Annotated in this window: 21 protein-coding genes; 9 read left to right on the forward strand and 12 right to left on the reverse strand. The window is 61.7% G+C overall.

The window, feature by feature from the left end:
• Nucleotides 1-28: 28 nt before the first annotated feature.
• The 6 genes from dksA (at nt 29) to panC (ending at nt 5,568) form a co-directional block, all read left to right on the forward strand.
• Nucleotides 29-478 (forward strand): RNA polymerase-binding protein DksA, encoded by a 450-nt coding sequence (gene dksA / locus AB5Y95_RS04755; RefSeq protein ID WP_005304459.1) that lies wholly within the window; start codon nt 29-31, stop codon nt 476-478.
• A gap of 113 nt (nt 479-591) precedes the next feature.
• Complete coding sequence (gene gluQRS / locus AB5Y95_RS04760) at nt 592-1,509, forward strand: tRNA glutamyl-Q(34) synthetase GluQRS (protein ID WP_201989935.1); 918 nt, start codon at nt 592-594, stop codon at nt 1,507-1,509.
• A gap of 223 nt (nt 1,510-1,732) precedes the next feature.
• Nucleotides 1,733-3,214, forward strand: coding sequence for a polynucleotide adenylyltransferase PcnB (pcnB, locus tag AB5Y95_RS04765; protein WP_201989937.1), 1,482 nt, complete (start codon nt 1,733-1,735; stop codon nt 3,212-3,214).
• Nucleotides 3,215-3,225: 11 nt separating this feature from the next.
• On the forward strand, nt 3,226-3,735 hold the full coding sequence (folK, locus tag AB5Y95_RS04770) for a 2-amino-4-hydroxy-6-hydroxymethyldihydropteridine diphosphokinase (RefSeq protein WP_043171255.1): 510 nt from the start codon (nt 3,226-3,228) through the stop codon (nt 3,733-3,735).
• Nucleotides 3,732-4,526: a 3-methyl-2-oxobutanoate hydroxymethyltransferase gene (gene panB / locus AB5Y95_RS04775; protein WP_005304470.1), complete on the forward strand. Its 795-nt coding sequence runs from the start codon at nt 3,732-3,734 to the stop codon at nt 4,524-4,526. Before folK ends, panB begins: the two co-directional genes overlap by 4 nt.
• A gap of 184 nt (nt 4,527-4,710) precedes the next feature.
• On the forward strand, nt 4,711-5,568 hold the full coding sequence (gene panC, locus AB5Y95_RS04780; RefSeq protein WP_368159711.1) for a pantoate--beta-alanine ligase: 858 nt from the start codon (nt 4,711-4,713) through the stop codon (nt 5,566-5,568).
• Between the two features lie 64 nt (nt 5,569-5,632).
• Here the strand turns inward: panC and AB5Y95_RS04785 are convergent, their stop codons facing one another.
• The 3 genes from AB5Y95_RS04785 to AB5Y95_RS04795 all read right to left on the reverse strand — a co-directional run bounded on the left by AB5Y95_RS04785 (nt 5,633) and on the right by AB5Y95_RS04795 (nt 7,110).
• Nucleotides 5,633-6,160: a rhodanese-like domain-containing protein gene (locus AB5Y95_RS04785; protein WP_017780523.1), complete on the reverse strand. Its 528-nt coding sequence runs from the start codon at nt 6,158-6,160 to the stop codon at nt 5,633-5,635.
• A gap of 1 nt (nt 6,161) precedes the next feature.
• Nucleotides 6,162-6,584 carry a MauE/DoxX family redox-associated membrane protein gene (locus AB5Y95_RS04790; protein WP_368159714.1) on the reverse strand — a complete coding sequence of 141 codons (423 nt, stop codon included), beginning with the start codon at nt 6,582-6,584 and terminating at the stop codon, nt 6,162-6,164.
• 118 nt (nt 6,585-6,702) lie between these two features.
• Nucleotides 6,703-7,110, reverse strand: a complete 408-nt coding sequence (locus AB5Y95_RS04795) for a CesT family type III secretion system chaperone (RefSeq protein WP_368159716.1) — start codon at nt 7,108-7,110, stop codon at nt 6,703-6,705.
• Between the two features lie 246 nt (nt 7,111-7,356).
• On the opposite strand from AB5Y95_RS04795, the gene AB5Y95_RS04800 reads away from it, so the two are divergent.
• Entirely contained in the window at nt 7,357-9,468 is a 2,112-nt protein-coding gene (locus tag AB5Y95_RS04800; protein WP_368159719.1) for a hypothetical protein, read from the forward strand.
• 56 nt (nt 9,469-9,524) lie between these two features.
• Here the strand turns inward: AB5Y95_RS04800 and AB5Y95_RS04805 are convergent, their stop codons facing one another.
• The 6 genes from AB5Y95_RS04805 to hpt form a co-directional block, all read right to left on the reverse strand.
• Nucleotides 9,525-9,782: a DUF3343 domain-containing protein gene (locus AB5Y95_RS04805; protein ID WP_368159721.1), complete on the reverse strand. Its 258-nt coding sequence runs from the start codon at nt 9,780-9,782 to the stop codon at nt 9,525-9,527.
• A complete protein-coding gene (locus AB5Y95_RS04810; RefSeq protein WP_368159724.1) occupies nt 9,779-10,561 on the reverse strand; it encodes an acyl-CoA dehydratase activase in 783 nt (260 codons plus the stop codon). Before AB5Y95_RS04810 ends, AB5Y95_RS04805 begins: the two co-directional genes overlap by 4 nt.
• A gap of 9 nt (nt 10,562-10,570) precedes the next feature.
• Complete coding sequence (locus AB5Y95_RS04815) at nt 10,571-11,722, reverse strand: double-cubane-cluster-containing anaerobic reductase (RefSeq protein ID WP_368159726.1); 1,152 nt, start codon at nt 11,720-11,722, stop codon at nt 10,571-10,573.
• A gap of 232 nt (nt 11,723-11,954) precedes the next feature.
• A complete protein-coding gene (locus AB5Y95_RS04820; RefSeq protein ID WP_005304632.1) occupies nt 11,955-12,728 on the reverse strand; it encodes an ABC transporter permease in 774 nt (257 codons plus the stop codon).
• Complete coding sequence (locus tag AB5Y95_RS04825) at nt 12,725-13,642, reverse strand: ABC transporter ATP-binding protein (protein WP_005304633.1); 918 nt, start codon at nt 13,640-13,642, stop codon at nt 12,725-12,727. Before AB5Y95_RS04825 ends, AB5Y95_RS04820 begins: the two co-directional genes overlap by 4 nt.
• Nucleotides 13,643-13,753: 111 nt before the next feature.
• Nucleotides 13,754-14,284 carry a hypoxanthine phosphoribosyltransferase gene (gene hpt, locus AB5Y95_RS04830; protein ID WP_005304637.1) on the reverse strand — a complete coding sequence of 177 codons (531 nt, stop codon included), beginning with the start codon at nt 14,282-14,284 and terminating at the stop codon, nt 13,754-13,756.
• Nucleotides 14,285-14,484: 200 nt separating this feature from the next.
• Here hpt and AB5Y95_RS04835 point away from each other — a divergent pair, with 200 nt between their 5' ends.
• The gene (locus AB5Y95_RS04835) at nt 14,485-15,099 is read left to right on the forward strand and encodes a TetR/AcrR family transcriptional regulator (protein WP_368159729.1); all 615 of its coding nucleotides are present in this window, start codon (nt 14,485-14,487) and stop codon (nt 15,097-15,099) included.
• Between the two features lie 73 nt (nt 15,100-15,172).
• Here the strand turns inward: AB5Y95_RS04835 and AB5Y95_RS04840 are convergent, their stop codons facing one another.
• Both AB5Y95_RS04840 and mpl read right to left on the reverse strand, forming a co-directional pair.
• Nucleotides 15,173-15,784: a flavin prenyltransferase UbiX gene (locus AB5Y95_RS04840; protein ID WP_005304643.1), complete on the reverse strand. Its 612-nt coding sequence runs from the start codon at nt 15,782-15,784 to the stop codon at nt 15,173-15,175.
• A complete protein-coding gene (mpl, locus tag AB5Y95_RS04845; RefSeq protein ID WP_005304646.1) occupies nt 15,781-17,151 on the reverse strand; it encodes a UDP-N-acetylmuramate:L-alanyl-gamma-D-glutamyl-meso-diaminopimelate ligase in 1,371 nt (456 codons plus the stop codon). Before mpl ends, AB5Y95_RS04840 begins: the two co-directional genes overlap by 4 nt.
• Nucleotides 17,152-17,330: 179 nt before the next feature.
• On the opposite strand from mpl, the gene ppa reads away from it, so the two are divergent.
• Nucleotides 17,331-17,861 carry an inorganic diphosphatase gene (gene ppa, locus AB5Y95_RS04850; RefSeq protein ID WP_005304649.1) on the forward strand — a complete coding sequence of 177 codons (531 nt, stop codon included), beginning with the start codon at nt 17,331-17,333 and terminating at the stop codon, nt 17,859-17,861.
• A gap of 25 nt (nt 17,862-17,886) precedes the next feature.
• Here the strand turns inward: ppa and AB5Y95_RS04855 are convergent, their stop codons facing one another.
• Nucleotides 17,887-18,249 carry a hypothetical protein gene (locus AB5Y95_RS04855; RefSeq protein ID WP_017780517.1) on the reverse strand — a complete coding sequence of 121 codons (363 nt, stop codon included), beginning with the start codon at nt 18,247-18,249 and terminating at the stop codon, nt 17,887-17,889.
• Nucleotides 18,250-18,326 lie beyond the last annotated feature (77 nt).

Consider the following 18,326-nt stretch of genomic DNA (forward strand, 5'->3'; position numbering starts at 1 on the left):
GGTAGCGTGCTGAATTAGGAGACAGGGCATGCCAACAGGCGAAAACAGGAAATCTCTGGGCCCCCTGGCCATTGCGGGTGTGGCGCCTTACCAGGAAAAACCGGGTGAGGAGTACATGAATGACCAACAAAAGGCACATTTTCGCAAGATCCTGGGAGCCTGGCGCAACCAACTGATGCAGGAAGTTGACCGCACCGTTGACCACATGAAGGATGAGGCTGCCAACTTTCCGGATCCAGTGGATCGCGCCGCGCAGGAAGAAGAGTTCGCGCTGGAACTGCGTACCCGCGACCGCGAGCGCAAACTGATCAAGAAGATCGAGAAGACCTTGCTGCTGCTCGAAGACGACGACTTCGGTTACTGCGAACACTGCGGCATCGAGATCGGCATCCGCCGTCTGGAAGCCCGTCCGACTGCCGACCTCTGCGTTGACTGCAAGACGCTGGCCGAGATCAAGGAAAAACAGATGGCCGGTTAATACCGACCTCTGGCATGACACAAAAAAGGGAGCTCGCGGGCTCCCTTTTTTATTGAGCTTTTGGCCGGGTCGTCCCAGAATGCTGCCTCAATGCCTTTTTTATCCGAATGACCATGTCCGTGAATGCCACCCCGTCATCCCCGCCCCTCCCTTATATAGGCCGCTTTGCCCCCTCCCCTTCGGGTCCGCTCCACTTCGGTTCCCTGATTGCGGCGCTCGGCAGCTTTTTGCAGGCCAGGGCACAGCAGGGGCGCTGGCTGGTGCGCATCGAAGATATCGATCCGCCGCGGGAGATGGCAGGGGCCGCCGACCTTATCCTCAAGACCCTTGAGGCCCATGGCCTCGGGTGGGATGGCGAGGTGATGTACCAGAGCCGGCGTCACGCCCGCTACGACGAGATCATCGAGCAGCTCTACCGGGCCGGCGATCTCTACTGGTGCCGCTGTACCCGGCGCGAAATCATGGCGAGCGGCGGTTTTTACAACGGCCACTGCCGCACCCTCGGACTGAGCGCAGAGGGCTGCGCCGCCCGCCTGCGCCAGCATCACCCGGTCTACGACTTCGAGGATGGCCTGCAGGGTCATATCGCGGTACCGGCGGCGCTGGCCGAGGAGGATTTCATCGTGCGCCGGCGCGATGGCCTCTACGCCTACAACCTGGCGGTGGTGGTGGACGATATGGACTGCGGCATCACCGAGATAGTGCGCGGCGCCGACCTGCTGGAGCCGACGGTGCGCCAGATTGCCCTCTACCAGACCCTGGGCGCCCCCGTGCCCGCCTGGGTGCATCTGCCGCTGGCGGTGCAGGCCGACGGCAACAAGCTCTCCAAACAGAATCACGCACCCGCGCTGGCACAGGACGAGGTGCGCCCGGCCCTGTGGCGAGCACTGTACTTCCTAGGTCAATGTCCGCCCCCCGAACTGATGGCGAGCCGGGTCGACGAGATCATCGACTGGGGCATCGCCCACTGGCAGCTGGCCCGGGTGCCTGCCAGCGAGAAGATTACGCTGACAGCTGGCGTAAACGAATAGGCAGTTCAGGGGGGATTTGGGTGTGAATCAGCGCGGTTTGCGATGATTTAGCCGGGATAATCCGAGTCAAACGAGATCAATTGCCAGCACGGTTTTTCATCTGGTTAGGCATGAGCTATTGAATAGACCGCTATTTTTTGCGGCAACACTGATTCAAACGGGATCAATTGCCAGCACGGTTTTTCATTTGGTTAGGCGTGAGCTATGATAGGCCGCTATTTTTTTGGCCTCCCGTCAATTTGAAGTCATAACGAGGTGTACCATTTTTTCCCAGATCGCAAACTTTTGCCGCAAGGTGCTCGGCAAGGAAGACGGCGAGCAGTCGGTGGAGTCCCCCATTCCGGCCCGTGTCGCCGGGCAACGTCGTACCTTAAGCCGTGACCAGCACCCGATTTCGCGCAAAGAGATCAGCGAGAATGCACTCAAGGTGCTCTATCGCCTGAACAAGGGTGGCTACGAAGCCTACCTGGTCGGCGGCGGGGTACGGGATCTGCTGCTCGGGAAGACGCCCAAGGATTTCGACATCGCCACCGATGCGACGCCGGAGCAGATCAAGTCACTGTTCAGCAACTGCCGCCTGATCGGCCGCCGTTTCCGGCTGGCCCACATCGTCTTTGGTCGTGACGTGATCGAAGTGGCCACCTTCCGCGGTCACCACCATCAGGTCAATACCAGCAAACATGTGTCGGCCCAGTCCGATGAAGGGATGCTGCTGCGCGACAACGTCTACGGCACCATCGAAGAGGATGCCGAGCGTCGCGACTTTACCGTCAACGCCCTCTACTACAGCGCCAAGGATTTCACCCTGCACGATTTCGAGGGCGGGCTGGAAGACCTGGCCGAACGCAAGCTGGAACTCATCGGCGACCCCGAGACCCGCTACCGGGAAGATCCGGTGCGGATGCTGCGCGCCGTGCGCTTCGCCGCCAAGCTGGACATGACCATCAGCCCGCGCACCGCCGCCCCCATCAAGGAGCTGGCGCCGCTGCTGCAGGATATTCCGGCGGCCCGCCTGTTTGAGGAGACCCTCAAGCTGTTCCTGGCCGGCGATGCCCTGGCCACCTACAAGCTGCTGCGCGAGTACGGCCTGTTCCAGCAGCTGTTCCCGCAGGTAGCCGCGCTGTTCACCCCGCACGGCAACTCGCCCTACGAACAGTTCATCGAGCAGGCGCTGATCGATACCGACACTCGCGTTCGTGAAGAGAAGCGCGTTACCCCCGCCTTCCTCTACGCCACCCTGCTGTGGGGCTGCGTCGAGGCCCGCGGCCGGGTGCTGGAGAACGAGAGCGGCCTGCCCTGGTATGACGCCTTCATGCTGGCGATCAACGAGGTGCTGGACAACCAGGTGCGGATCATCGCCGTCCCCCGCCGTTTCACCACAGATGTGCGCGACATCTGGGCCCTGCAGCAGCGGCTGACCCGCCGTCAGGGCCGCCACCCCGAGCGCGCCATGGAACACCCCAAGTTCCGTGCGGCGTTCGACTTCCTGCTGCTGCGCAACCGGGTCGAACGCGGCCTCGGCGAGCTGGCCAGCTGGTGGGAACGCTACGTGGAATCCAACCCGGACGTGCGCCCGCAGCTGCAACGGGAGGCAACTCGCCGCCCGGCCAGCGGTGCGGCCCGCAGCAACGATGGCGAGAAACGCAGCAGCAACAGCCGCAACCGTCGTCGCCCCCGTCGTCGCAAACCGAAAGCGGCAGAGTGACAACTGACGTGATGACCGAGGTCTTCGTCGCCATCGGCTCCAACCTGGCCGACCCCGTCGGCCAGGCTCGCCGCGCCATCGCCGCGCTGGCAACCCTGCCGGATTCCGTGCTGGTGCAGGCCTCGTCGCTTTACAGCAGCCGCCCCATGGGCCCTGCTGATCAACCGGACTACGTCAATGCCGTGGCCCGGCTCAACACCCGGCTGGCGCCGCTGGCGCTGCTGGATCAACTGCAAAAAATCGAGCTGGAACAAGGACGTGTGCGCAAGGATGAGCGGTGGGGGCCGAGAACCCTGGATCTCGATCTGCTGCTCTATGGCGATCAGGTGATCAACTCTGAGCGCCTCATCGTTCCCCATTACGGCATGCAGGAGCGGGAGTTCGTGCTGCTGCCCCTGGCCGAAATCGCGCCCGCTCTGGTGCTGCCCTGCGGCACGCCGCTCGCACAACTGGTTGCCCGCTGCCCGCGCAATGGTCTTGCCATCATTGCCGCAAGTGCAGACGAACAGGAGCCTCTATGAGCAAGATCACCACCACCAACCTGCTGAAGATGAAGCAGGAAGGCCAACGAATCACCGCCATCACCGCCTATGATGCCACCTTTGCCAAGCTGTTCGACGACGAGGGCGCTCACGTGCTGCTCATCGGCGATTCGCTGGGCATGGTGCTGCAGGGTGGCCAGGATACCCTGGCGGTCAACATGGACGAGATGGTCTATCACACCCGTTGCGTGGTGCGCGGCACGACCAATGCCCTGGTGGTGAGCGATATGCCGTTCATGAGCTATGCCACCCCAGAGCAGACCTATCAGAATGCCGCCCGCCTGATGGCGGCCGGCGCCCGCATGGTGAAGATGGAAGGGGGTGACTGGCTGTGCGACTCCATCCGCCATCTGACCCGCAACGGCGTGCCGGTGTGCGGCCACCTCGGCCTCACCCCGCAATCCGTGCACGTGTTTGGCGGCTTCAAGGTGCAGGGGCGCGACGAGTTCCAGGCCCAGGAGATCTACCGTCAGGCCCTCGAGCTGCAGGCCGCCGGCATCCAGCTGCTGGTGCTCGAATGCGTGCCCACTTCGCTGGCCGAGCGCATCAGCAAGGCGCTGCGCATTCCGGTGATCGGCATAGGTGCCGGCCCGGCCACCGACGGCCAGATCCTGGTGATGCACGATGCCTTCGGCATCACCTCCGGTTATGTGCCCAAGTTCACCAAGAACTTCCTGGCCGAGACCGGCGACATGCGCGCCGCCATCCGGCTCTATGTGAAGCAGGTGAGCGAAGGGACCTTCCCGGGCCCGGAGCACTGCTTCAACTGATGTGATGCCGTGACGAGAGCGGGGGCCTGCGCCCCCGTTTCGCCCTCCGGGGCAGAGTGAGCCCCCTCTTTTGATGATTCATCCCAAGGTAACCGCCGATGATGATGCCGCGCGTTGACACTTCGCGCTTATCCGCACGGGCTCCTGCCCGCCTCTCTTTGATCTTTTCGAAGGTGAACAGTTGATGTTGGTCGTTAACAATCCCGCCGCTCTGCGTGAACAGATCGGCCAATGGCGCCGTGAAGGGCGCGCCATCGCATTCGTGCCCACCATGGGCAACCTGCACCAGGGCCACCTTACCCTGGTGCAGGAGGCGCACAGCCACGCCGAGAAGGTGGTGGTCAGCATCTTCGTCAACCCGATGCAGTTCGACAAGGCCGAGGATCTCGCCAACTACCCGCGCACCCTGGAGCAGGATTGCGCTGCGCTGGAGGCGGCCGGTGTCGATATGGTGTTCACGCCGACCCCGGAGATCATGTATCCGCAGGGGCTGGCCAGCCAGACCTTCGTCGAGGTACCGGGCCTCTCCACGCTGCTGGAAGGGGCGCTGCGTCCGGGTCACTTCCGCGGCGTCAGCACCGTGGTCACCAAGCTGTTCAATCTGGTGCAGCCTGACGTGGCCTGCTTCGGCCAGAAGGATTACCAGCAGCTGGCGCTCATTCGCAAGATGGTGGCCGACATGGCAATGCCCATCGAGATCGTCGGCGTGCCCACCGTGCGGGCCGAAGACGGGCTGGCACTCTCCTCGCGCAACGGCTACCTGACCGCCGCCGAACGGGCCCTGGCCCCTGAGCTGGCGCGCACCATGAACTGGATCGCCGAGCAGATTGAAGCAGGTGACCACCACCTGCCCTCCCTGGTGGCCCAGGCCAGCCAGCGTCTGGACAAGGCCGGTTTTCGGACCGATGCCATCGACATCGTCGATGCAGCCACCCTGGAAGCGGCCACCGATGAGAGCGAGCAGCTGGTGATCCTGATGGCGGCGTATCTCGGCAAGGCCCGCCTTATCGACAACCGGGTGGTGACGCTGGCCCGCCCCTGAGCAGTTGCACCACTGACAACAAAGCCCGCATGTGCGGGCTTTGTTGTATCTGGGCGTTTCCGGCCTATTCGGCGCTGACCGGGTAACCCGCCCCTTTCCAGGCGAAGATGCCGCCCGGCACCCGATAGACCTGCTGATAACCCTGGGTGACCGCCCAGGCGGCCCCGTTGTGGCTGCGGCCGCACTTGACGAAGCCGCAGTAGAACACCACCGGACGGGTCTTGTCGTCCCCCAGCAGGGCCAGCAGCTGCTCGGGCGTGCCACTCCCCTCGACGATCTGGCTCCAGTCATCGCCGGACCTAGCCTCCTTCACGAAGGCAAAATTCCTGGCCCCCGGAATATGCTCCTTCTTGTAGGAGTCCTCGAATGGCATGGTGTCGATGATCACCAGCGCCTCACCTTTGTCCATCCGGGTCTTCAGCTCGGCCACGGTCAGCAGCTGGTAGCCCCCCTGCTGGGTCTCCTGGGAGAGCTGTACCGCCGCCTGCTCCAGTTTGGTCTCCTGCTCGAACTGGTTGTCGCCACAGCCACCGAGGGCAAAGCTGGCCGCAATCAGCGAGGCCATCAGGGTGCGGGATTGCAATCTCATCATGTCACTGCTCCTTTGGAACGGTCAAAACGGGGCGGGAGGTTCGCAGCAAGGCGCCCGCAAGCGTCAACAGCAGCAGATCCCGCAAGAGCGCCTGTGGCAGCGAGCCGAGATCAGCCCTGCCAAGACAGCCGCAAGAGATGTCGAGCCCGATGGCGATGCCATAGCCCAACACCGGAATAAACAGGGCCAAGAGGGCCACCACCAACCAGAGCCCCCAACGCCGGTTGGCGATCACCGCAAGCCCGGCACAGAACTCCAGCCCGATAAGCCCCCAGACGGCAAGGGGAATGAACGGCGACCAGAGCAGGCCGAAGGCGCCGATCTGCTCGGCGAACAGCTCCGGCGCCACCAGCTTGAACCCGGCGGAGGCGACGAAGAATCCCCCCAGCGCCAACCTGGCCAACACCCGCAGATACACGGCCAAAGACCACCTCTTTATGGATAGGCGCATATTCTATCAACCACCGATGGGGTCGCAATGACCTGGCTCAGGAACCACGACAAATCCGATTGTTGCTGACTGCGAACCGGTAAGGCAGTGGTTACACCCGGATGTTGCCAGCTTGCCTGGCTGCCGGTTCAGCCTCCTGAGACTGCCCCCGATCGTACTGGTGGGCCAGCAACTCGGCGGCAAGCTCGACTGCACGCTCCAGCAATGTCAGCAGGCTCTCCAAAGTCAGGTGATCGAGCCACTCGCGGGTCCATATAAGGGTTTCACCCTGTTTGGTCTGGTCCAGTAGAAAGGCCGGTTCGTCACCAAGATGATTGAGCAGGGGAGCATTGGGCATGGCGTGGCCCGGCAACAACAGATAGATCACCAGATGTCCCTCATCCTCTGCCAGCGTCAATACCAGCTCTTCGTTGATGGCGAGGGTGGTGACGGACTGGCCGCTGGCAGGCAAGGGCAAACCCAGTTCGGTAAAAAGGGTGGAGATGAGAGTGTGATACATGAATGAATCTCAGATTAGGGGAGAGAAGGACACCCTATTTGGTCGGCAAGTCGCTGCTTATCACCTAAGGCCAGCTTTTTTTAGGTTAGTGTCGGCTGAGGGGCAAGATATGCCGGAATTGTGAGCTGGCAGGCATCTTTAAAGGGGCTGTCCGAATCCTAAAAAAGGGGGGCCGAGAGTGACAGGGGAGAATGTCGGGCAGGCGTAGGCTGAAGATATCCCCCTTTCCAAGTCAGGATCACTGCTATGCCCGAGATGAGAATTGCACCACAGGATTTGAATGCTGCTCGCACCCTGCCCAACGGGGGCGAACCAGCCCAGCCAGCAACGGCGCACCTTGGCAACATCCGATTGCGACTGCTGGATGCCGGCAACCGTGAGTTCGAACGTGGTATCCGTCGCGGGATCGGCCACATGCAGAGCCATGAACTCAAAGCGGTCAAACAAGCCGTACGCCAGTACCAGAATGGAAAGACACCTTCGTTGGCCGGGCTGACCAAGATCGAGCAGGCGCTACAGTTCTGGATCGATTCAGGCAAAAACCGCTCCCGCCAGCAGGATCCCGTGCTGAAACAACTGGTGGCCGACATTGCCGCCCGTCGGCAGGCGTTGGGACAAACAGGAAACGCCCCTGCGTTCCAACTGTCCTGGCTCTGTAACGCACAGGGATTGGTCAATCAACCCATTGAAAGCAACCAGAAGATCCGCCAGTGGTGCAGTGAACTCGCCGGCCTGCAAAAGGAGGGGGCACACGATCTGTTCCATCACGAGCTGCAAAGGGGGCTCGACCTGATGTACGGAGTGAGCGAGACCATGACGGCACGGCGGCTGGAGCGGGCTCCCACTCGGGAAGAGGTCGTCGACAGCCATGAGTGGAAGTGCTTCTGCGGCCTCTTGCGGGATCGCTTCCCTGCCGAGCTGACGCTCAAGCCGCAGGCCACCGCCGAGGAAAATGGTCGCGATATCCTGCTGACTCACAGCCAGTTGCTGGAGCTGACCCACCTCAAGGAGGTGTTGGCCCTCAGTATGGAGCAGAAAGTGAGTCAACAGGGAGAGATAGGCCTGCTTCGAACCGAGCTGCTGACGGCATTGGTCGATGGCCTGGATGAGCCCTGGCTTGAACGCGAGGCTCAGGATAAAGCACTCTGGCAGAGAGAGGGTAAGTCAGAAAAGCACTACCAGACCGGTGGGCGAGCCGAGATCAAGAGCCCGCTAGAGACTGCTGGCAAGGAGCTTAAACCGGGCGAGCCAATAAGCCAGAAAGCCTTCAGCGGGCTTGGTCTGGTAAGCGCCAGTGCACTGGTCGAAGCCTTCGCCAAAATCGAGATCGGCAAGTGGGAAGGTAGCCGTGATACCCCTGTGGGTGAGTTTAGCGGCAAGGTAGCACTGACCCAGGAGAACAAGGCGAGTGCCAAGGCCGAGCTGGTGGTGGGCAAGGCGGAAGGTTCGTTGGCATTCAACCCAGCCACCCGCATCCTGAGTGAAACCGACGGTGATCGCTACAAGCCTGGCCCTCATGATGTGAACCTGCTACGCATCGGCGCCAGTGCCGAGCTGGTAAGCAAGCTGGGTCTCTCGGCCGAAGCCAGCTGGACAGTGGGCAATCTGCTCAACCTCAAGTTGGCAGGTACTGCCGAGGCTGGGATCAATGCCAAGCTGGAGGCGGGAGCGGCGGCAATTATGACGCCGGCGGGCCCGATCCTGAGCGCCACAGCCAATGCTTCGGCTTTTGCCGGCCTCAAGGCGGAAGGCAGTGCCCAGCTCAATCTGCTCAAGAGCCAGTATGCCGATGCCTATAGTCTCTCGGCCAAGGTGCGAGCATCAGCCAATGTTGGCGTCGGGGCATCGGCCGGAGCTACCGCGGCAATCGGACCTCAGGGGGCTAAACTCCATACCTCCCTCGGCGTGACGCTGGGGATAGGATCTGATGTGGGCTGGGAAGGCAGCGTCAACGCCATGGCGACCAAAGCCTATGCACTGGAGCTGGCGGCCCGCGCGGTGAATGCCTTTGATCAGCGCAAAGGGGAGATGCTTGAGGGGCTGGCGATGGCTTCCGGCAACGACCACCGCCTCTTCGAGCTGGCTCAGCGAGTCGAGAGCCGGATCGATACACTCACGTCACAGCTTGACGAGTTGCAACTGGCAACCAGTGCAAACCGGATCAGGATGCAGGAGAGCCTTATCGATCCCGATATCGCCGCAGGCCGCAGCGCCATGGCCCAGGCCATCGATGACACCTTCGGGCTTGAGCGGGTCGATGAGCATGGGATCGTCACCGTGCCGGAGCGGACAATTGAGCGCAATGAGAAACTTGAGCTCACCGCCCGGTTGCTCAAGGAGCATGCCATCAAGGTATAACGGTCCGCTAATGACAATGAACAAGAGGGGCTACCGCACGGGAGCCCCTCTGCTCTTCAGGTGCTGGGATAGCGGGCCAGTTCGCAATACTCACCGTCTTCGTCACAGCGAAAGACTGCGGCGGTTTCGCCACTCTGGCACCACTGCTGCCACTCCTCGGGCGGACAGTGCAGGCGGATGGCGAGACCGCAGCCGGCGCTGAGCCGGCGCGGTACGTCGCAGACCCGAAACGGGTGGGGCTGCTGCTCCAGCCGCTTGCGCAGCCTGACCGTGCCGAGGGTGGAGTGGAACAGGTAGAGGAACTCTGCGTTCATGATTTGCCTCCCGTGCGGGCACGCGCACCGAACAGGGCCGCCCCCAGCGCGCCGGCAAACTGGGCGTCCGGGTGGGTGGCCACGTCGCAACCCAATCCTTGCGCCAGATAGTGGCGGAAGGTGGCGCAGTGGCTGACGCCGCCGGTAAAGAGCACGCTCGGTCTGGCGCCGAGGCGGCCGATGAAGTTGGCACTGCGCCTGGCCATGGAGCGGACGATGCCGGCCAGGATCGACTCGGCCGGAATGCCCGCCGAGCGCAGGCTGATCGCCTCCGATTCTGCAAACACGGTGCACATGCTGCTGATGTCATGGGGCTCTGCCCCTTCCAGCAGCTCGTCGAGCTGTTCGACCCGCGCCCCCAGGGTGCGGGTGATCACCTCGAGAAAGCGGCCGGTACCGGCGGCGCACTTGTCGTTCATCAGAAAGTCGGTGAGGTTGCCGTCGCCATCGAGCTGGATCACCTTGCTGTCCTGGCCGCCGATGTCGATGACGGTGTGCACCGACGGACAGAGCAGGCGCGCCCCCAGCCCATGGCAGGAGATCTCGGTGACCCGCCGATCGGCGAATGAAGCCAGATCGCGGCCATAACCGGTCAGGGTCAGATGGGGGCGCTCTGGCAGCCCGGCCGAGAGCGTCTCCCAGCCTTGCTCGATGGCGGCCAGCGGACGAAAGGGGGTCGGCACCAGAAAGCGGCGGACGATACGCCCGCCCTCCCTGTGGTCGAACAGGATCCCCTTGGTCGCGGTGGAGCCGGAGTCAATCCCGATGGTGAGTGACACGGCGCCTCCTCACAGCATCTCGATAAAGGCCGCCAGCCGGGTGGCCAGCTGTCCCTTGTCGGCGCTGGAGTAGTCGGTCTCCACCGCCATGTAGGGGATGCCGTGGCGATCGCGCACGTGGCGCTTGATGGCGAGCGACTCCACCGCATAGGTGTGACAGGCCTGCAGGATCACGTCGATCACCCCGTCCGCCTGATACTCCTCCAGCATCTGGCTCAGCAGATTCATGCGCTGGTGGTTGGGGGAGATGCAGGAGCAGCCGATGGCCAGATACTTGTCGGTCAGCGCATCGAACGGGTCACCCTCCTCGCTCACGCACTGCTCGGTCGCCTTGGCGCCGGTGCAGTTCTCGTAACCCACCACCCAGCCACCGTGCTCCTCGATAAGGCGCACCACCTTGTCAGCGGCGCCGCCGATGGGGCAGCCGGTGATGAGGATGCGCGGACGGGCATCGAGCCGCTTGCCGTCGGCATAGTCGGCCTTGATGCGGCGGGTCATCTCCTGCAGCTCGCTGATGAGCTGCTCCTTGTCGAAGCGGAAGGTGGCGCCATAGACCACCTTGAGGATATCGGTGCCACTCAGCGCCGGTGGGTTGAGCTGACCCAGCCGATAGAAGTCCGCCAGCGCACGGCGCTCGCGGTTCTTCAGCACGATGGCGTCGCGCAATGCCTGCTCGCCGATGGGCTGGCCAAACTGCTGCTCCAGCAACGCCTTGAAGCGGACGATTTCGCTGCGCCACAGGGTGCGGGAGGCCTCGTCATCGGCGCGGTTGGGCAGCTGCATCACGTGCACCGGTTTGAACTCGGCCATGTACTCGTACATCTTCTTCTTGCCGTCGCAGGTGGTTTCCCCCACCACCAGATCGGAGAAGTAGAAGTAGGGGCACTTGTCGGTCTTGCCGAACCCGTAGCTGCTCTTGATCAGCGGGCAGAGGTTGCGGGGCAAGTCTTTCTCGGCCTCCTCTATGGTCTCGTCGCTGGTGGAGCAGAGCGATACCACCACGGCGCCGGCGGCCATGGCCACCTCCTGTGGCATGAAGGTGCAGTAGGTGCCGACCAGGGGGATCTGTCGCTCCTTGAGTGCCATCACGGCCAGAAAGCCCTGCCGGCGGGCATCTGAAAAACTGTCAAAAATGGCTGGCAACTCGGTGATCAGTGACATAGGCGATCCTGCCCTGGTGAGGAGAGAAAGAGACGGAGGGCCCATTTTGCAGACCTTCCAACCGCGGAAATTATACCTTTGGGGGTAATCTGAAAATTGCAGTGGATCACAAGGTGCCAGATAAAACCTTGATAAGAGGGTGGTTATTGGCCCTGTTCGAAATGGGGCCAGCGCAGGAGAGGTAAAAGAGGCAACAAAGAAACGGGCACCCCAGGGTGCCCGTTGCATTGCATCAGTGGCGCAGCCCGGTGCCGCGGGAGATGAGCCACCAGGCCAGACCGTAGAGAGCCACGATGAAGCCGATGATGATGAGATAGGCGGTGCCGAGTGGCACGTCGGAGATCCCGAGGAAGCCGTAACGGAACGCGTTCACCATGTAGATGATCGGGTTCACCTGGGAGACCCCCTGCCAGAAAGGCGGCAACAGGCTGATGGAGTAGAACACCCCGCCCAGGTAGGTGAGCGGCGTCAGCACGAAGGTGGGGATGATGCTGATGTCGTCGAAGGTCTTGGCAAACACCGCGTTGATGAGGCCGCCCAGCGAGAAGAGGATGGCGGTCAGCAGCACGGTGAAGCAGACGCTGAACAGGTGGTGGATCTGCAGCGGCACGAAGAACAGCGACACCAGGGTGACGATGAGGCCGACGCAGAGGCCGCGCGCCACGCCACCGCCGACGTAGCCGGCGATGATGACGTAGTTGGGCACAGGCGCCACCAGCAGCTCCTCCACGTTGCGCTGGAACTTGGCGCTGAAGAAGGAGGAGGCGACGTTGGAGTAGGAGTTGGTGATGACCGACATCATGATGAGGCCGGGCACGATGAACTCCATGTAGCTGAAGCCCCCCATGTCGCCGATGCGGCCGCCGATGAGGTTGCCGAAGATGACGAAGTAGAGGCTCATGGTGATGGCGGGCGGCACCAGGGTCTGGATCCAGATCCGGGTGAAGCGGCTGATCTCCTTGGCCAGAATGCTCTTGAAGGCGATGTAGTAAGTGGTCAGGTTCATGCTTTTCTCCCCTCCTCGACCAGGCTGACAAACAGCTCTTCCAGCCGGTTGGCCTTGTTGCGCATGCTCAGTACCTGCACCTGCTGGCTCGACAGCTGATCGAACAGGCTGTTGAGGGACTGGCTCTTGTCCAGATCCACCTCCAGGGTGCGTTCGTCCTGCATGCGGCCGTTGAACTCGGGCAGGTTCGGCACGGCGGAGCCCGGCGCCAGATCCAGCATGAAGGTCTCGCGGCCCAGCTTGCCCAGCAGCTTCTTCATGCTGGTGTTCTCGATGAGGCGCCCCTTGTCGATGATGCCGATGTTGCGACACAGCATCTCCGCCTCTTCCAGATAGTGGGTGGTGAGTATGATGGTGACGCCCTGCTCGTTGAGATCCTTGAGGAAATTCCACATGGAGCGACGGATCTCGATATCCACCCCGGCGGTCGGCTCGTCCAGGATCAGCAGCTTGGGCTCATGCATCAGGGCGCGGGCGATCATCAGCCGGCGCTTCATGCCGCCGGAGAGGGTGCGGGCCGGCATGTCGCGCTTGTCCCACAGGTCGAGCTGGCGCAGGTACTTCTCGGCGCGGATCTTGGCCTCGGCCCGCGGCACGCCATAGAAGCCGGCCTGATGGGTGACGATCTGGATCACCTTCTCGAACTGGCTGAAGTTGAACTCCTGCGGCACCAGCCCGAGCTGGGCCTTGGCCTCTTCCAGGTGGGTGTCGATGTCGTAGCCGAACACCTTCACCTTGCCGGCACTCTTGTTCACCAGCGAGCTGATGATGCCGATGGTGGTGGACTTGCCCGCCCCGTTGGGGCCGAGCAGGGCGAAGAAATCCCCCTGTTTGACAGTGAGATCAATGCCTTTAAGGGCTTCGACGCCCCCCTGATAGGTCTTCTTCAGGCCGCTGATTTCCAGTGCGTTCATTGCAACCCCTGTGATGGCTCATCCCATCTCGAGACAGAAAAGGCGGCCAAGGCCGCCTGCAGACAGAAAATGGCGCTCTGCCACCTTGCCCGTCATATTCCTGAACCTTGCTTACTCTTGCGGTATTACCTTGCCGATGAACGGCAGATTGCGGTACTTCTGGGCATAATCGATGCCGCAGCCCACCACGAATTCATCCGGAATGGAGAAACCGATCCAGTCCACCGGCACCTGTACTTCACGGCGGGACGGCTTGTCCAGCAGGGTGCAGATGGCCAGGGATTTCGGCTCGCGCAGGGAGAGGATCTCGCGCACCTTGTTGAGGGTGTAGCCGGTGTCGATGATGTCTTCGACGATCACCACGTCCTTCCCTTTGATGTCGTCATCCAGGTCTTTGAGGATGCGCACGTCACGGGTGCTGTGCATGCCGGAGCCATAGCTGGAGGCGGTCATAAAATCCAGGGTGATGGGCAGCTGGGTCTGGCGGCACAGGTCGGCCAGGAAGACGCAGGAGCCGCGCAGCAGGCCGATCATGACCACTTCATCAGAGCCCTGGTAACGGGCGGTGATCTCTTCACCCAATTTGGCGATCCGGGCGGCGACTTCAGCCTCGGAGATCATCACCTCGACAGTGTGTTTCATCACTTACTCCATAATGGCCAAAGCAAATTTGGCCGTTCATTAACGTCAAAACCGATGATTCTACCATTCAAGCCGGAGGGCGTCAGGCATACGTGATGCTTTTATCGGCTTATTTTAATTGATAGAGTTAGCAGGCCCTCGGGCATTATCGGTGACAATACTATAAACACCATAATCAATAACTATTAGATGAAAAAACTATGGAACCACGCGCAGAAATTAGACGTCGAACCCGGCTTTCGCCGGAGGCCCGACGCAATCAATTGATGGAATGTGCCATCGAGGTGTTCTCCCGTCGCGGCATCGGCCGTGCGGGTCACGCCGAAATCGCAGAACAGGCCAAGGTCTCGGTTGCTACCGTGTTCAACTATTTCAACACCCGTGAAGAGCTGGTGGATGAAGTGTTGGCCGAGATCGAACGTTTCGTGCATCAAATGCTGAAACAGGCCTACTCCGGCCAGGGCCCGGTCAGCGACAGCATTCGCCGCCACGTGAAGCTGTTTGTTGACGCCGCCTACGATCAGCCTGACCACGCCAGCATCTGGCTGGAGTGGAGCTCATCGGTGCGGGAAGAGGTCTGGCCCCGTTACGCCAAGCTGCTGGACAAGGCTCTGGAACGCATTGCACCTCACCTGCAACGCGCCATGGATGCCGGCGAGATCCAGAGTGTGCTGTCGGCGCAGGATCTGGCCCGCTCCCTGACCGGCTTCGGCTACGTCATGATGCAGATGATCAATCAGCCACAACGCCCGAGCCGGGAAGAGGTGACCGATTTTCTGTTCAAGTACGTAACCGCCCCCATCCAGGCAGCCTGATCCGCTCCAGCAAAAAAGCGGCGCCGAACTGTTCAGGTCGGCGCCGCTTTTGTTTGTCCGCTATTCGCTCATCTCACCCTTTGGCGTAGCCCCAGCGGCGGGTCAGCGCGTGCTCGATCCCCAGATGATCGAGGATCCGCGCCACCATGAAGTCCACCAGATCCGCGATGCTTTTCGGCTCATGATAAAAGCCCGGCGCCGCCGGCATGATGGTCACGCCAAGGCGGGCCAGTTTCAGCATGTTCTCCAGGTGGATCGCCGAGAAGGGGCTCTCGCGGGGCACCAGAATGAGCTGGCCACGCTCCTTGATCACCACGTCCGCCGCCCGCTCCAGCAGGTTGTCGGAGGTGCCGTTGGCAATGGCCGAGACGGTGCCCATGGAGCAGGGGCAGACCACCATCTGCTTGGGCGCCGCCGAGCCCGAAGCCACCGGCGAGAACCACTCCTCCTTGCCACAGGCGACGATCTGCCCCTCCTTGGCGCCATATTGGCGACAGAGGTAGGCAGAGAGCTCTTTTGGCGAGCCCGGCCACTCCTGCTGCTGCTCGGTCTTGAGCACCACACGAGCCGCCGAGGAGGCGAGCAGATAAACCCGATAGTCCGCCTGCACCAGGCATTCCAGCAGGCGCAGGGCATAGGGGGCGCCGGAGGCACCGGTCAGCGCCAGGGTGATCGCTTTGTTCATAGCTGGCCGTGATAGTCCTTGAGGCGGGCGATCAGCTTGTCATGAATGCCGCCGAAGCCGCCGTTGCTCATGATCAGAATATGATCGCCATCGCGGCACTCGGCCACCAGCCGGTTGATCAGGGTCTCCAGATCGTTGAACACCTTGGCCGGTCGGGTCATGTGGGCGGTCACCTCGCCGAGATCCCAGCCGATGTTGGGCGGCTGGAAGAAGAACACCTCGTCGGCGCCGTCGAAGCAGCCAGCCAGCTCTTCCTTGTGCACTCCCAGCTTCATGGTGTTGGAGCGGGGCTCCAGCACCGCCAGGATGCGGGCCTTGCCCACCTTGGCACGCAGGCCGCCGAGGGTGGTTTCAATGGCGGTGGGGTGGTGGGCGAAGTCGTCATAGATGCTGATGCCGGCCACTTCCCCCTTGAGCTCCATCCGCCGCTTGGGAGACTTGAACTGGCAGAGGGCCGCAATGCCGTGCTCCACCATGACACCGGCATGGCGGGCGGCGGCGATGGCCATCAGGCCGTTGTTGACGTTGTGCTCGCCGATGCACTCCCAGTGCACCTCGCCCTGCTTCACCCCATCCAGCCACACCTCGAAGGCAGAGCCGTCGTCGGCCAGCTTGACCGCCTTCCATTTTGCGTCGTCCTGACCCACCAGCTCCACTTCGCTCCAGCAGCCCATCTTGCGCACGGCGGCCAGGTTCTCGTCCCCCTTGGGGAAGAGCACTCGACCGTTGCTCGGCACGGTGCGCATCAGGTGGTGGAACTGGCGCTGGATGGCGGCCAGATCCGGGAAAATATCCGCGTGGTCGAATTCCAGGTTGTTCATCACCAAGGTACGCGGGTGGTAGTGGACGAACTTGGAGCGCTTGTCGAAGAAGGCGCAGTCATACTCGTCCGCCTCGATGACAAAGAAGGGGGCCGAGCCGAGACGGGCGGAGACCGGGAAGTTGCCGGGCACGCCGCCGATGAGGAAACCGGGCTCCAGCTTGGCGTATTCCAGTACCCAGGCCAGCATGCTGGCGGTGGTGGTCTTGCCGTGGGTGCCGGCGACGGCCAGCACCCAGCGATCCTGCAGCACGTGCTCCAGCAGCCACTGGGGGCCGGAGATGTAGGGCAGATTGCGGTCCAGCACATACTCCACACAGGGGTTGCCGCGGCTCATGGCGTTGCCGACTACCACCAGATCCGGCGCCGGATCGAGCTGGGAAGGATCGTAGCCTTCGGTCAGTTCGATGCCCTGTTGCTCGAGCTGGGTACTCATGGGGGGATAGACGTTGGCGTCAGAGCCGGTGACCCGATAACCAAGCTGTTTTGCCAACACCGCCAGACCACCCATGAAGGTGCCGCAGATCCCGAGAATGTGAATATGCATACCGCTTCCTTTCGCAGTAAAGGGAAGTGCGCATTCTAACAAGGTGACGGCAATTTGGCAGACCCAAGCTGCACGGTATCCACCAACTCTGTCGCAGTGGCCCTGAAATATGGTCATTTGACGCGACATCGCTATAATATCGGCCTGCAAACTTGACTCCAACACTCAAAGGAAACGTCATGAGCCTGAATCTGGTACCGGCTGGCAAGAGCCTGCCCGACGACATCTACGTCATCATCGAAATCCCGCAGAACGCCGACCCGATCAAATACGAAGTCGACAAGGACAGCGGTGCCATCTTCGTTGATCGCTTCATGTCTACCCCGATGTTCTATCCGTGCAACTACGGCTACGTGAACGCCACCCTGTCTCTGGATGGTGATCCGGTTGACGTGCTGGTTCCGACTCCCTACCCGCTGCTGGCCGGCTCCGTCATTCGCTGCCGCCCGGTTGGCGTGCTGAAGATGACCGACGAATCTGGCGAAGACGCCAAGATCGTGGCCGTTCCGCACTCCAAGCTGACCAAGCAGTACGACCACATCCAGGATGTGAACGATCTGCCCGAGCTGCTGCGCGCCCAGATCCAGCACTTCTTCGAGCGCTACAAAGAGCTGGAAGCGGGCAAGTGGGTCAAGGTTGAAGGCTGGGGCGACAAGGCCGCTGCCGAAGCAGAGATCAAGAGCTCTGCCGAGCGTTACGCTGCCAAGTAAGCGTAACCTTCGTGAAAAAGGCGCCTCAGGGCGCCTTTTTCGTGGGCTGTTGCTGGGGCTGACCCGGCGTCACACCGCTGGGATCCCCCTGTATATAGATGTCGCGTCCATCCTGCTGATAGGGCCGGTAGTAATTCCCCCCGCAGCGATAACTGCCACCAGCATCGCTCATCAGCTCGCAGTTCACCGGCAGCACCTCAAGCCACTTGATGGCCTGCTGAAAGCGCAGCCACTCCTGCCACTCATGTTCCTTCGCCAGCTTGTCGCGCAGGGCAAAGGTATCCGCGCTGGACATTCCCTGGTTGACGATGACAGGCCCCGCCGCGGCCGGCAACGTGGCCAACAGCAGCAACAAGGGTGTGATTCGCTTCATGACGGTTTCCTGCATGACTTATTTCCAGAATTAAATTAAAAGCCCGATCAATCTGTTATCAAAATCACAAATGCCAGACTCATCCAAAATCG

Source organism: Aeromonas sp. R5-3 (genome assembly GCF_040908225.1).
GTDB classification, from domain to species: Bacteria; Pseudomonadota; Gammaproteobacteria; order Enterobacterales; family Aeromonadaceae; genus Aeromonas; species Aeromonas dhakensis.